This window comes from Streptomyces sp. NPDC018610 (genome assembly GCF_044391765.1).
Taxonomy (GTDB): Bacteria; Actinomycetota; Actinomycetes; order Streptomycetales; family Streptomycetaceae; genus Streptomyces.
On the sequence record NZ_JBISAL010000014.1, the window covers coordinates 62,507 to 76,535 of the forward strand.

The 14,029-nt window shown below is 74.5% G+C and carries 11 protein-coding genes; 9 read left to right on the forward strand and 2 right to left on the reverse strand.

The annotated features are described in order from the left end of the window. Positions 1-297 precede the first annotated feature (297 nt). From ACH5A8_RS30890 to ACH5A8_RS30930, 9 genes are all read left to right on the forward strand, one after another. On the forward strand, positions 298-822 hold the full coding sequence (locus tag ACH5A8_RS30890; protein ID WP_399007284.1) for a hypothetical protein: 525 nt from the start codon (positions 298-300) through the stop codon (positions 820-822). Positions 823-1,218: 396 nt separating this feature from the next. Further along, entirely contained in the window at positions 1,219-3,345 is a 2,127-nt protein-coding gene (locus tag ACH5A8_RS30895; RefSeq protein WP_399007285.1) for a hypothetical protein, read from the forward strand. An 88-nt stretch (positions 3,346-3,433) separates the two neighbouring features. Further along, a complete protein-coding gene (gene pelF / locus ACH5A8_RS30900) occupies positions 3,434-5,116 on the forward strand; it encodes a GT4 family glycosyltransferase PelF (RefSeq protein WP_399007286.1) in 1,683 nt (560 codons plus the stop codon). Then, positions 5,113-6,519: a hypothetical protein gene (locus tag ACH5A8_RS30905; protein ID WP_399007287.1), complete on the forward strand. Its 1,407-nt coding sequence runs from the start codon at positions 5,113-5,115 to the stop codon at positions 6,517-6,519. The genes pelF and ACH5A8_RS30905 overlap by 4 nt, the downstream gene beginning before the upstream one ends. A gap of 239 nt (positions 6,520-6,758) precedes the next feature. Continuing rightward, entirely contained in the window at positions 6,759-7,760 is a 1,002-nt protein-coding gene (locus ACH5A8_RS30910) for a GDP-mannose 4,6-dehydratase (RefSeq protein WP_399007288.1), read from the forward strand. A 31-nt stretch (positions 7,761-7,791) separates the two neighbouring features. Then, positions 7,792-8,505, forward strand: a complete 714-nt coding sequence (locus ACH5A8_RS30915; protein WP_399007289.1) for an NDP-sugar synthase — start codon at positions 7,792-7,794, stop codon at positions 8,503-8,505. Between the two features lie 7 nt (positions 8,506-8,512). Next, positions 8,513-9,439 (forward strand): NAD-dependent epimerase/dehydratase family protein, encoded by a 927-nt coding sequence (locus ACH5A8_RS30920; RefSeq protein ID WP_399007290.1) that lies wholly within the window; start codon positions 8,513-8,515, stop codon positions 9,437-9,439. Next, positions 9,436-10,098, forward strand: coding sequence for a spherulation-specific family 4 protein (locus tag ACH5A8_RS30925; protein ID WP_399007291.1), 663 nt, complete (start codon positions 9,436-9,438; stop codon positions 10,096-10,098). The genes ACH5A8_RS30920 and ACH5A8_RS30925 overlap by 4 nt, the downstream gene beginning before the upstream one ends. Continuing rightward, positions 10,095-11,030, forward strand: coding sequence for an endo alpha-1,4 polygalactosaminidase (locus ACH5A8_RS30930; RefSeq protein ID WP_399007292.1), 936 nt, complete (start codon positions 10,095-10,097; stop codon positions 11,028-11,030). Before ACH5A8_RS30925 ends, ACH5A8_RS30930 begins: the two co-directional genes overlap by 4 nt. Before the next feature lie 294 nt (positions 11,031-11,324). Here ACH5A8_RS30930 and ACH5A8_RS30935 read toward each other — a convergent pair whose 3' ends face one another. Both ACH5A8_RS30935 and ACH5A8_RS30940 read right to left on the reverse strand, forming a co-directional pair. Next, complete coding sequence (locus tag ACH5A8_RS30935; RefSeq protein WP_399007293.1) at positions 11,325-12,521, reverse strand: cytochrome P450; 1,197 nt, start codon at positions 12,519-12,521, stop codon at positions 11,325-11,327. A 185-nt stretch (positions 12,522-12,706) separates the two neighbouring features. Further along, entirely contained in the window at positions 12,707-13,627 is a 921-nt protein-coding gene (locus ACH5A8_RS30940; RefSeq protein WP_399007294.1) for a Rieske 2Fe-2S domain-containing protein, read from the reverse strand. Between the last annotated feature and the right edge of the window lie 402 nt (positions 13,628-14,029).

Here is a 14,029-nt window from a genome sequence, read left to right on the forward strand (position 1 = left end):
CCCGCGCGCGGCAGGCCGCGCAACCGCTTCCCACCCCTCGGCCGCCACGGCGGTAAGCGTCAGGTACGCGCCAAAGTGGCCCCGGCCGGACCAGCGGATTCCGGCGGTCCCGTACACCGTGCGCCCCACCAAGCCACCCTGTCACCGTGCGAATACCCTGCGTGTTCGCACCTCGCACACCTGACCTCACGGCTTCACCACGCCGCCTCCACGTGACGCACACCTTCAGCCAGCCGGATGCCGGGCGGCACGCGCGGGGCAGACGGGCCGCCCGTCGCTTCCCTAGCCTCCCGGGCCATGCGATCACCTCTGATGCGGCGCTTCGGCCTCGCCACCGTCCTCGGTCTCGTCCTCGCCGTCTTCGGCCTCGCCCCCAGCGCGAGCGCGGACCCGGCGCCGGCCGCCCTGACGTTCACCACCGACACCGCGACCACCACTCCCGGCGGCACGGTCCAGCTGTCCATGACGCTGACCAACAACAGGACCTATGACATCTGGTTCGTCTACCAGACGATCGACCCGACCTGGCTGACCACCCAGCGGCCGGACCTGAAGTACAGCTTCACCGGCTGCAGCCTGGCCACGGCCGCCGGCAGCACCCCCTGTTCGGGCACCGGCCCGGCGAACCTCGGAGCCGACTACGGCGCGACCGTCCCGCCCGGCCAGAGCCGCACCGTCACCCTGACCCTGCAGGTGGCCGCCGACTCGGGCTGCAACGGCAACATCGGCTTCTACTCGTACTACTACGCCGAGTTCAGCGACAGCACCAACACCAGCGGCGGTCCCGTGTACACGCCGGAGACCCGCGTGCTCTGCGCCTGAGGTCCCGGCGCCGTCCGCCGTGACCTGATTTCGGCCTGAGGCCGCGGGCGTGGCACGGACGGCGACGACGGCACTCCCACCGGCGGACCGGGGACGGTCCGCCGGTGCTCGCACAGGTTCCGACCTGCGCAGGCGGCCCGCCCGGCCCCTCTCGCGCCGCGGATCGCACCCGCCCTCCGCAAGCGCGTTCCCGGGCGGCGGCCGTCACCGTGGTCACCTGCGTTTTTCCGTCAGGACTCGCAACACGGCCACAAAGGTCACACAAAGCCATCACCATATGACGCGACGGATGCGCGACGACCGGTCTCGAGGGGATGCCGGCGTCGCGCGCGGGGGTGCGTCCGCTCCTTGGGAGCCGTGCTCACCCCTGCTCCGGGGGGAGAGGACCTCACCGCAATGAAGCGGACCATTCGCACCACCGCGCTCACGGTGGGCGCGCTCGTCGCCGCGCTGGGACTGCCCGCGGGCGCCGCGCAGGCCGACGGCACCGCGCCCCGCGTCGACCTGCGGACGCTGATCGTCAGCGACGGCGGGCCGGCGACCGACGCGATCGCCGCCGAGCTCGACACCGCGGGAACGCCCTACACCGAGGTCGACCTGACACAGTCCGGGAGACCCGTGATCGACGCCGGCTTCCTGGCGGACACGGTGGACGGCCGCCCGCGGGCCAAGTTCCAGGCCGTCGTGCTGCCCAACGACAACCCGTTCCCGGCGGGCTCGGCCGAGATGACGGCCCTCGCGGCCTACGAGAGCGCCTACGGCATCCCGCAGGTCGACGCCTACACCTACGCCCGCCCCGAGGCCGGCCTGCAGTACCCGACCGCCGGCGGCTACTCCGGCAGCATCGACGGCGTCCGGGCCGAGGTGACGGCGGCGGGCAAGGCGGGTCCCTTCGGGTATCTGGACGGAGCCGTGCCCTTCGAGGACAACTCGCCCACCGTCGGCGAGAGTTACGCCTACCTCTCACACCCGGCGGCGGGCGCGGACTTCACCCCGTACGTCGAGGCGCCCATCCCGGGCCGGTCCACCCGCGGCTCGCTGGTCGGCGAGTACCGGCACGACGGACGGCGTGAACTCGTCGTCACCTTCGTCTACAACCAGTACCAGCAGCAGTTCCGCCTGCTGGCCCGCGGCATCGTGGAGTGGATGACCGGCGGTGTGCACCTGGGCGCCACCCGGAACTACTTCGCCGTGCACGTCGACGACGTGTTCGCCGCCGACGACCGCTGGGACAGCCGGCTCAACTGCACACCCGGCGACGTCGACTGCCCCGTCGGCGAGGGCACACCCGACCCCATCCGCATGTCCCCGGCCGACGTCGACCACGCCACCGCGTGGGAGCGGGAGCACGGTCTCACCCTCGACCTGGTCTACAACGGCGCCGGCAGCGTCGACCAGCGCTCGGACAACAACGGCGTGGACGCGCTCGCCGACAGGCTGATCGCCGACCGCGACGACTTCCGCTGGGTCAACCACACCTACACGCACGCCTTCCTCGGCTGTCAGCAGGACGTCACCGTGGTGCCCTGGAAGTGCGACACCAACGCCGACGGCAGCACCAAGTGGGTCAGCCGGAAGGACATCTCCGACGAGATCGCGCTCAACCGGGTCTGGGGGCAGAGCGCCGGACTTCCCCTGCAGAACGACGAGTTGGTCACCGGCGAGCACTCCGGGCTGAGGATCCTGCCGCAGCAGCCGGACGACAACCCCAACCTGGCCCTGGCGCTCGCCGACAACGGCGTCGCCTGGCTCGCCTCGGACAACTCCCGTGACCCCGCGCAGCGCCAGGTCGGCCCCGCCACCACCGTCTCCCGCTACCCGATGAACGTCTTCTACAACGCCGGGCGGTCCGACGAGCAGGTCGACGAGTACAACTGGATCTACACCAGCCGTGCCCAGGGAGGCAGCGGCATCTGCGAGGACAACCCCGCCACCACCACCTGTCTGCCCGCCCCGCTGGACACCGCGACCGGCTACGCCGACCACATCGTGCCGCTGGAGACCCGCATCGCCCTCGGGCACGTCCTGGCCGGCGACCCCAAGCCGCACTTCATCCACCAGTCCAACCTCGCCGAGGACCGCATCGCCTACCCGATCCTCGACGGCGTACTGGACGGCTACCACGCGCTGTTCGCCGACGACACTCCCCTGGTGAACCTGCGGATGAAGGACATCGGCGCCGAGCTGAAGCGGCGCGCCGCCTGGCAGAGCGCCGTACGGGCCGGGCAGGTCACCGCGTACCGCGTCGGCGGCACGGTCACGGTGTCGGCCCCGGGCGGCGTGGCGGTCACCGCCACCATGCCCGTCGGAACCACCCTGGGCGGCGGCTCGTTCGGCACGGCCTACGCGGGCGCCGTCTCCGGCTGGACCTCGTCGGCCGGGCGGCCGCTCACCCTCACCGTGCCCTCGTCCGCCCCGGCGACCGCCGCCACCCCGGGCTCCGCCGCGCACGGCCCGGTGACCGCGCCCGCGCCCGGCACCCGGATCCCCGCGGGTGTGAGCCGGCCGGTCGCGACGAGCTGAACGGCGCACCGACCACCACCGGTCCCGGCCGCCACCCCGCGGCCGGGACCGGCACGACCACCCCACACCTCGGCCGTGGAGCACCTCGATGCACGTTCACCACGGCGCGCGACACACCGACCGGGCGCGCGTCACCCTGCTCACCGAAGGCACCTATCCGCACAGTCACGGCGGCGTCAGCGTCTGGTGCGACCAGCTCGTCCAGGGCATGCCCGATCTGGAGTTCGACGTCCTCGCCGTCACCGGAACCGGCCGCGAGCCCGTCGTGTGGGACCTGCCCGCACACGTGTCCCGTGTGCTGTCCCTGCCGATGTGGGGCGCCCCGCCCGAGGGCCGTCCGCCGCGCGGGCGCGCCCGCAACCGGCTCACCGCCGCCTACGAGCGGTTCCTGACCGCACTGCTCGATCCGTGCGCCGAGGACGACTTCGCCCCCGCGCTGTACACGATGGCGCGGGCCGCCGCCGACGGCGCCCTCAGTCCCTTCCTGCGCGGCGACCGGGCCGTCTCCGTGCTGAGCGCCGTGTGGAACCGGCCCGGGCTGGTGGTGCGCGAGGCCCGGCCGACCCTGCACGACGCGCTGACCGCGACCGGGCTGCTGGAGCACGCGCTGCGGCCGCTGGCCGCGCCGCCGCCGAACGGCGGCGTGGCCCACGCGGTCAGCGGCGGAGTCGCCGTGCTGCCGGGGCTGGCCGCGCTCGAACAGCACGGTGTGCCGCTGCTGCTGACCGAGCACGGCGTCTATCTGCGCGAGCGCTACCTCGGTTACCGCACCGCGCCGTACCGCTGGCCGGTGAAGGCGGTCGTCCTCGGCTTCTTCCGGCTGCTGGCCGAGGAGAGCTACCGCAGGGCGGCGCTGATCACCCCCGGCAACCGCTACAACCGGCTGTGGGAGGAGGAGGGCGGCGCCGACCCGCGGGCGATCCGCACCGTCTACAACGGTGTGGACCCCGCCGCGTTCCCGCCGGCCGGGCCCGAGCCGCGGACGCCCACGCTCAGCTGGGCGGGCCGGGTCGACCCGATCAAGGACCTGGAGACCCTGATCCGCGCCTTCGCGCTGGTGCGGGCCGAACTGCCCGAGGCGCGGCTGCGGCTGTTCGGCGGCACGCCGCGCGGCGGGGAAGGCTACCGGGAGCGCTGCGAGGCGCTGGCCGCCGAACTCGGGCAGGCGGACGCCGTCCGGTTCGAGGGCCGGGTCGAGGACATCAAGGACGCCTACGCCGCCGGGAACGTGGTGATGCTGTCCAGCATCAGCGAGGGGTTCCCCTTCACCCTGATCGAGGCCATGTCGTGCGGACGGGCGACCGTCTCCACCGACGTGGGCGGGGTGCGGGAGGCCGTGGGCGACACCGGTCTCGTGGTGCCGCCGCGCGATCCCGCCGCCATGGCCGCCGCCGCGCTGCGGCTGCTGGGCGATGCCGGACGCCGCCGGGCGATGGGCGAGGCGGCCCGGCTGCGGGTGATCGAGCAGTTCACGCTGCGGCAGACCATCGACACCTTCCGCTCCATCTATCTGGAACTGTCGGCAGGGCGGCGGCCGGCACCGGCGGCCGTGCCGGCGCCGCCCTCCCGGGCCGACGCGCTCACCGCGCCCGCGGGACCGGCCCGCGGCGCGCCGGACGCGTACACGGGCGGGGCAACGGGCCTGCGGGCGGCACCGGACACTCGTCGTCCTGAGCCACCGGGGCACGTCACGGCACTCACACCCGGCCCGGCGGACACGGGGACGCCCACGTCGTCGGCCGGACCGGTCGCGGGGAGCGTGGCCATATGAGCGGGCCCATGTCGCTGGAGCCGGGCGGGGCGGAACAGGACACGCTGGCGCTCCGGCTCGCCGCACCCCGGCGGATCCGGCCGCGCCGGACGGACGACAGCACCCTCGCCCTGCGCCTGTCCCGGCAGGGTCCCGACGAGGCGGAGGTCAGCCGGCTCGCCGCCGAGACCGCCGACCGCGTCGGCCCCGCGGTCCACCCCTACGAGGTCGCCGCGCTGCTGGAGGCGGAGGGCCTGTCCGCCGACGTCATCCGGCACCGGTACGGGCACCCCGACCTGTTCTCCCTGGCCTCGGCGCTCTACGAGCGGGTCCCCCGCACCTTCCCCGAGCCCGCGCCGACGACGGATCCATGGCGCCCGGACCACGTGCGCTGTCTGCTGCGCGGTGTCCTGTTCGCGCTGCCCGGGCTCGCCTACCTGCTCGCCGGACCGCTGTGGCACCCCGGCCCACACGTGTCCGCGCTCGTCGTGGCGGGCGTCGTCTCCTGGGCGTGGGGACAGGCCCTCGGCCACCGCGCTCACCTGCGCATGGTCACCGGACGGCGGGAGGCCGGGCGCACCCTGCTGACCGGCGCCCCGCTGGGTGCGGTGCTGGCCACGGCAGCCGCGGCCCCGCTCACCGGCGGCACGACGGACCTGTGGGTGGTGGCGGCGCAGTCGGCGTACCTGGCCGCCGCGGGAGTGCTGCTGGTGCTGGCCCGGGAGCGGTGGCTGCTGGCCGCGCTCAGTCCCCTGGCCGCCGGCGCCGCGGCGCTGCCGTGGTGGGAGCCGGGACCGCTGCCGCGGGCGGGCCTGCCGCTGCTCGCGCTGCTGACCACGTTCGCCGTGACGGCCCGGGCGCTGCGCGCCGTCCTGTCGGCTCCGGCCGGCACCGGCGGCCCGCGTCCGCGCCTCGCGGTGTCCCTGCCTTACGGTCTGTTCGGCCTGTCCGCGGCGCTCCTGGTGCTGCTGGAGGGCCGACGGCACCCGTACGCGGTGATCGCGCTGACGGTGAGCATGGGATGGGCCGAGTGGCTGCTGTACCGCTTCCGCGGTTGGTCGGTGGCCGCGCTGCGCCGGGCCGCGACACCCGGCGGCTTCCTGCTGCGCTCGGCCGGGGTCCTCGGCCTGTGTCTGCTCGCCTATCTGGCGCCACTGCTGCCCGCGGCGCTGCTCACCGGGGCGCCGCCGGCGGAACTGCTGCTTCTGGCGGCCACGTTGTGGACGGCGCTGCTGCTCCAGGCGTTCGGCGTCGCCTGGCCGCCGGCCGCCGTGTGCGTCCTGGCCGCGGCCTGCGCGGGCGCGGTCACGCTGCTGCGGCTGCCACCGGGGGCGGCCGCGCTCCCGCTGTGCTGCGGCGCGGGCGCGCTGTGTCTGTCGGCCTGCGTGCTGCGGCTGCTCGGCCGTCCCGCCCCACACCTGTGACCGGGCCGACGGCGCCGGGTCCTGGGCCGACGGCGCGGCTGCTTCCGCGGACACGGGACACGTCATGTCCGTCCACCCGGCCGGAGAAACCGAGCGCGACGCCCCGGAGAGAGCCGGCGGCACACCCGCGCCACAACGCTCGAACACACCTTCGTGAACATCCGTGAACACCGCCGAGGGCGGCCGTGAGGACACACCTCGCGACATGTCCCGGGAGAACCCCTTGAAGGGAGCACGAGTTGACATCCGCACCGCTCGCCGCCGTCACCGGGGCCGAGGGCTTCATCGGCTCACACCTGACCGAGGCACTCGTCGCCTCGGGGCACCGGGTCAGGGCCATGGCCCAGTACAACTCCTTCTCCTCCTACGGCTGGCTGGAGACCCTGTCCGCCGACGTCCTGGACCAGGTGGAGATCGTCCTCGGCGACGTCCGCGACCCCGGCTCCGTCCGCGGGCTGCTCGAAGGGGCCGACTGCGCCTACCACCTGGCGGCCCTGATCGCGATCCCCTACTCCTACCAGGCGCCGCACAGCTATGTGGACACCAATGTGACCGGCACCCTCAACGTGCTGGAGGCGGTCCGCGCCCTCGGCACACCGCGCCTGGTGCACACCTCCACCAGCGAGACGTACGGCACCGCGCGAACGGTGCCGATCACCGAGGACCACCCCATCAACACCCAGTCCCCGTACGCCGCCTCGAAGGCGGGCGGGGACCGGCTCGCCGACAGCTACCACGCCAGTTTCGGCACCCCGGTGGTCACCCTGCGGCCCTTCAACACCTTCGGGCCGCGCCAGTCGATGCGCGCCGTGATCCCCACCGTCATCGGTCAGGTGGCGGCCGGGCAGCGCACCATCACCCTCGGCGACCTGCGCCCCACCCGCGACTTCACCTACGTCAAGGACACCGCGCGGGCGTTCCTCGCGGTGGGCGCCGCCGAGGCCGAACGGGTCGTGGGGCGCACCTTCAACGCCGGGACAGGCGGGGAGATCTCGGTCGGCGACCTCGTCGCGCTGATCGGCAAGGTGATGGACACCCCCCTGGACGTGCGAGAGGACGCCGAGCGGCTGCGCCCGGCGAACTCGGAGGTGATGCGGCTGGTCGCGGACGCCTCGCGACTGGCCGAGGCGACCGGCTGGCAACCCGCGCACACCTTGGAGCAGGGACTCGCGCACACCGTGGAGTTCTTCCGCGACCCGGCCAACCTGGCCCGCTACAAGACCGGCATCTACAACATCTGACCCGTCCGGCACGTCCACGAAGGAGAGGCCCATGCACGCAGTGATCCTGGCCGGCGGAAAGGGTGTCCGGCTGCGGCCCTACACCACGGCGCTGCCCAAGCCGCTCGTCCCCATCGGCGACCAGCACGCCATCCTGGAGATCGTGCTGCGCCAGCTCTCCGCGGCCGGCTTCGCCGGCTGCACCATCGCCATCGGCCACCTGGGCGAGATCATCCGCGCCTACGTCGGGGACGGCTCCCAGTGGGGGATGCGCGTCGACTACTCCACCGAGGAGAGCCCGCTGGGCACGATGGGCCCGCTGCTGACCATGCGGGACCGGCTGCCGGAGACGTTCCTGGTGATGAACGGCGACGTCCTCACCGACCTCGACTACGCCGACGTACTGCGCCGGCACCGCGCCTCGCAGGCCCCGCTGACCATCGCGACGTACGCCCGTCAGGTGAACATCGACTTCGGGGTGCTGACCACGGACGCCGGCAAGGTGGTCGCCTTCACCGAGAAGCCCCGAATGGACTATCGCGTCTCCATGGGCGTCTACGGGCTGTCCCGGTCGACGCTCGACGGCTACACGACCGGCCTGCCGCTGGGCTTCGACGAACTCGTCCTGGACCTGCTCGCCGCCGGACGTCCGCCGCACGCCTACGAGTTCGACGGATACTGGCTGGACATCGGCCGCCCCGACGACTACGACCGGGCCAACGCCGAGTTCACCACCCGCAAGTCGCTTCTGCTCAAGGGAGCCTGAGCACCGTATGCGCATTCTCGTCCTGGGCGTCACCGGATACCTCGGGCGCCACGTCGCCGCACACCTGCGGGCCCTGCCCGGCGCCCGGGTGTCCGGCGCCGGGCGCTCCCCCGGCGCCGGCGTCCGCGTCGATCTGGGCTGCGACCCGCCGGAGCGGGTGGCCGAGCTCGTGGCTCCGGTGGCCCCGGACGCCGTCGTCAACTGCGCGGGCGCCACCGGCGGTGACGCCGTCGCCCTCGCGGAGGTCAACGCCCGCGGCCCCGCCGTGCTCGCCGCCGCGCTCCGCGAGGCGGCGCCCGCGGCCCGGCTGGTGCACCTCGGCTCGGCCGCCGAGTACGGTCCCGGCACTCCGGGGACGAAGGTGACCGAGTCGGCGGCGACCTGCCCGCTCGGCCCGTACGGGGCGACCAAGCTCGCGGGCACGGCCGCGGTGACCGGCTCCGGGCTGGACGCCGTGGTGCTGCGGGTGGGCAACCCGGTGGGGCCCGGGGCGCCGGTCACCTCCCTGCCCGGCCGGATCTCCGCGCTGCTGCGCGACGCCGGCGCCGATCCCGGGGCGGTGCTGCGGCTCGGCGACCTGTCCGCGTACCGCGACTTCGTGGACGTGCGCGACGTCGCCCGGGCGGTGGGGCTCGCGGTCACGGCCGCCGGGCCGCTGCCGCCGGTGCTCAACATCGGCGGCGGCGAGGCGGTCCGCGTGCGCGAGCTGGTGCGGCGGCTGGCGGACACGGCGGGTTTCGCGGGGCGCGTCGAGGAGGCCGGGGGCGGCTCGGTCCGCTCGGCACGGGTGTCCTGGCAGTGCTCCGACGTCACCGCGGCCGGCGCCGCCCTCGGCTGGCGGCCGGAGCACTCCCTCGACGCGTCGCTGGCCGCGCTGTGGGCGGCCGTGCGAGGGCGGCCGCGCGGCCCGGAGGGAGGCGACGGCACACCATGAGTCTGCTGATTCCGCTGTACGTCCACCCGGCCGAGGACCCGGGCGCCTGGCACCGGCTGATCAGGGCGGCGGCGCACACGTACGCGGTGGTGCTGAACCCGGCGAGCGGACCGGGCGCCGCCCCCGACCCGGCGTTCACCGCCGTGGCGGGCGCCCTGCGGGAGGCCGGCGCCCGGCTGCTCGGCTACGTCGACACCGACTACGGGGCGCGGGACGCCGCCGAGGTCGCCGACGAGGTGCGCCGGCACCGCGAGTGGTACGCGGCCGACGGCTGTTTCCTGGACCGGGTGACCGCGGCCCCGGACGGGCTGGCCGCCTGCCGGAGGCTGGTCCGCTCCGCCCGCCGCCTGGGCGCGGGGACGGTGGTGCTGAACCCGGGGGTGCACCCGGCGCCCGGCTATGCCCGGCTCGCCGATCTGACGGTCACCTTCGAGGGCCACTGGTCGACATACGTGTCGGCGTTCAGCCGCCCGTCGTGGGCGGCCCGGCAGCAGCCCGGGCGGCTCTGCCACCTCGTCTACGGCGTGCCCGAGGCGCTGGTGCCGCTGGCCGTGCGCACCGCGCGCGAGCGCGGTGCGGGGGTCTGCGGCCCGGTGACGGGCGAACCCCCCAATCCCTGGGTCGAGTTGACCCCCGCACTGACCGGGGCGGAGCGATGAGGAGAACGGCACTGACGGGGGCGGCCGTGCTGGCGGTGGTGGCGGCCTCGGCGCTGTCCGGGTGTTCCGGGGCGGACCGGGGCGAGGGCGCCCACCGGCCGTCCGGCCCGGGCGGCACGACGCGGGCGCCTCTCCGGCCCTCGGCGTCCGGTCCGGCGCACCCGCCCTCGACCGGCCGCCCCTCCCCCACCACCGCGTCCGGCTCCCCCTCCGCGTCCGGCGGCCTCCGCGGGGCACGGTGGCGTCCGCGGCCGGGCCTGGCCTGGCAGTGGCAGCTCGACGGGAAGGTCGACCCGTCGGTCGAGGTGCCCGTCTACGACATCGACGGCTTCGAGAACTCCGCCGCGGACGTGGCCCGTCTGCACCGCGCCGGCCGCAAGGTGATCTGCTACGTCAACGTGGGCGCCTGGGAGGACTTCCGGCCCGACGAGGACGACTTCCCCCGGTCGGTGCTCGGCGGGGCCAACGGATGGCGGGGCGAGCGCTGGCTCGACATCCGCCGCACGGCGGTGCTGCGACCGATCATGGAGCGGCGGTTCGACATGTGCCGGGACAAGGGGTTCGACGCGGTCGAGCCCGACCTCGTGGAGGGTTACGGCAACCGCACCGGCTTCCCGCTCACCTCGCGCGACCAGCTCCGCTACAACCGTATGATCGCCGCGATCGCGCACGAGCGGGGCCTGTCGGTGGGGCTCAAGAACGATCTGCCGCAGATCCCCCAGCTCGTGGGGGACTTCGACTTCGCCGTCAACGAGGAGTGCGCGCAGTACGGGGAGTGCGAGCGGCTCACCCCGTTCGTGAAGGCCGGCAAGGCCGTGTTCCACGTGGAGTACGCGGAACCTACCAGCGGTTTCTGTCCCGAGTCCCGGAAGCTGAACCTGTCGTCCATGCTGAAGAAGCCGGAACTCGGGGTGTGGCGCAAGGCGTGCTGAGCGTCCGCCGCCTCCCGCACCGGAACGGCGACACGGTGCCCGAGCCGTGTCGCCGTCGTGCTGGTGCTGGGGCCGGAAAGGTCTGCCCGGTCACAGCACCAGTGCCGCGGCAGGCAACGTTTGCCCGTCGAGGAGCGGCGCCCGGTGCGTGCTCTCGCCGTGCCGGCCGGAAGCCCTCGTACTGGACGTACTCGGGCTTTCGGCCGGTGCGGCGAGTGGGGGTCCCCCCTGCTCGAAGAGCTTGGGGGAGGCGTGCCGGGCGTCGCGACGGGGCGAACGTCGCCTGTTGCGGCACTAGCGGCCGAAGCGCACGGGCAGGCTGCGCGGGCCGCGGATCATCATGCCCTGGCGCCAGGAGATCGCCGCCGGGTGGATGTCCAGGGCCAGGTCGGGGCAGCGCTCCAGCAGTGTCGTGACGGCGATGCGGGCCTCCAGGCGGGCCAGCGGCGCGCCCAGGCAGTAGTGGATGCCGTGGCCGAAGGCCACATGGCCGCGGGCGTCGCGGCGGATGTCGAAGCGGTCGGGCTCGGGAAAGCGCGCGGGATCGCGGTCGGCGTCGGCGATGGCGATCAGGACGAGTTCGCCGCCGCCCGGGACGGGGGTGCCGGCGATCGTCACCGGGTCGGTGGTGAAGCGGTAGGTCGGGGTCTCCACTGGGCCGTCGTAGCGCAGCATCTCCTCGACCGCCGCGTCGATGAGGGTGAGGTCGGCGCGCAGGGCGGCCAGTTGCCCGGGGTGGGTGAGGAGGGCCAGGACCCCGTTGGAGATGAGGTTCACGGTGGTCTCATGGCCTGCGACGAGCAACAGCCAGGCCATGCCGACGAGTTCTTCGTGGGTGAGGGCGTCGCCGTCGTCGTCCGAGCCGTGGATCAGGCCGCTGAGGAGGTCGTCGCCGGGGTTGCCGCGCTTGGCCGCCACGAGGTCCTCGATGTACCGCGCCATCGAGGCGGAGGCGGCCTTGCGCCGGCCCGGATCGGTGGCGTCGAGGGCGTCGTTGGAGCAGGTCCGGAAGGTCTCGCGGTCGAGATCGGGAACGCCGAGGAGTTCGCAGATGACGGAGATGGGCAGCGGGAAGGACAGCGCCTCGACGAGGTCGGCGCGTCCGTCGGGCGCGGCGAGCATCGCGTCCAGGAGCGCGTCGGCGGTCTTCTGGACGCGCGGGGCGAGTTCGTCCACCCGGCGGGGGGTGAACTCGCGGGAGACCAGCCCGCGCAGCCGGGTGTGGTCCGGCGGATCGGCCCTGAGCATGTGGGGGCCGGAGGAGACGGCGCCGAGCGGCAGCGAGGGGGACGCCTTGCTCCAGTCCTTGGTGAGCCTGGTGTCGGCGAGTGCGGCGCGCCCGGCCTCGTGGCCGACGACGAGCCAGGCCTCGGCACCGCCCTCCGGCATCCTGATGCGGTGCACCGGGCCCTCGGCCCGTAACCGGGCGTAGACAGGGTAGGGGTCGCGGGTGAACGACTCGCCGAGCGCGGCGAGGTCGACGACGGTCACGGGCTGCCACCTCACTGATCGGGTCGGGATCCGCCGGTCGGCTGGCCTCGGGAGGACGCGTCGGCCTCCGACCGCCTCCCGACTCTAGCCCCGGCGGCCGCCGGCCGGCCCCGGTTCGCCGGGATCCCGTGACGGCGCCCCGTCCGGTCCGGACGGGGCGCGGTCGGTGCGGCCGGAACGGCCGGTCACGTGCGCAGCCGGGCCTCCACCCGGTCGTCGACGATTCGGGTGTCGAACGCGGGCTGGGGGGCGGTGGCCGGTCCCTGGACGTTCCAGCCGTCGGAGAGGCGGAAGACGCTGCCGTGCCAGGGGCAGCGCAGGCATCCGTTCTCGACCGTGCCCTCGGAGAGAGGGCCGGCCATGTGGCTGCAGCGTTCGGCGAGGACGTACACGGTGCGAGGTCCCTGCCGGACCACGACGACGGCGATGCCGTCGATCTCGCGCTGCACGGGGCTGCCGTCGGGCAGGTCGGCGAGGTCGGCGACCGGGTGCCAGCCCGGGGAGACCAGGTGCGACACATGTTCGGCGTGGTTGGCCCCCGAGGCCTGCCGGTAGGCCAGGTGGCCGCCGAGCGCGCCGCCGGCGGCGACCGCGCCCAGTCCGGCCAGGCCCAGCAGCTTGCCGCGTCCTTCCCTGCCGCGCAGCCGTGCGGTGAGCGATCCGGTGTACAGGGCGAGGGCCGCCATGTTGGCGGCGGCGTGCACCGCGCCGACGCGCATCTGCTGCCGGTGCAGCTCGGCCCAGTCGACCAGGCCCGCCACGGCGGCCGGTGTGGCGGACAGCAGCCCGGTGGCGATCAGGGTGCGGACGGCGCGGCGCTGCCCCGGGATGAAGTCGAGGACGGCCGCCGACAGCCAGCTGCCGATGGGGAGCTGCACCATGAGGGGGTGGACGGGATGCCCCAGCCACCGCCCGTGCAGGCCGTCCCGGGCCGGGCCCAGGGGCACGCCTCGCACGGCGTCGCGGATCCGGTCGAGCATCCGGTCGGCTCCGGTGAACCGCTCGATCCTGTCGACGCCGCGCAGGATGCGGCCGGGGCCGGCGTCGTCGGGCAGGAGACGGCCGGCTGCCTCCGTGGCGCGGCGGGCGCGCGTGTTGTGTGTCATGGGTGCCGAGTAGCCGCCCTGGGCGCGGGCAATCGGTCCGGGCTGGGGGCACCGCGCCATGGGGGTCGGCGGCGCGGTGCCGTGAAGTGGGCGGGCGGGCCCGTCTCAGGCCTGCGGCGCCGCCGCGTCCGGGGCGGGTGCGTGGCCGTCGGGCGCCGTGCGCAGGGCGCTGACGAATCCGGCGGTGGGGACATCCGCGCCCGCACGGGCTTCGTCCAGAGCCATGTGTCCACGTCGGTCCAGCGGCTGCGGGAGCGCGGCCTCCTGGAGGCGGCCCAGGACCCGGCCGACGGCCGCCGCACCCTGCTGACCCTGACCGAGAGGGCGCGCCGCGCCGTCCACGAGCGCGCCACCCGGCCCGCCGAGGAGGCTCTCGCGGCCGCCCTGACCGATCCCCGGCAG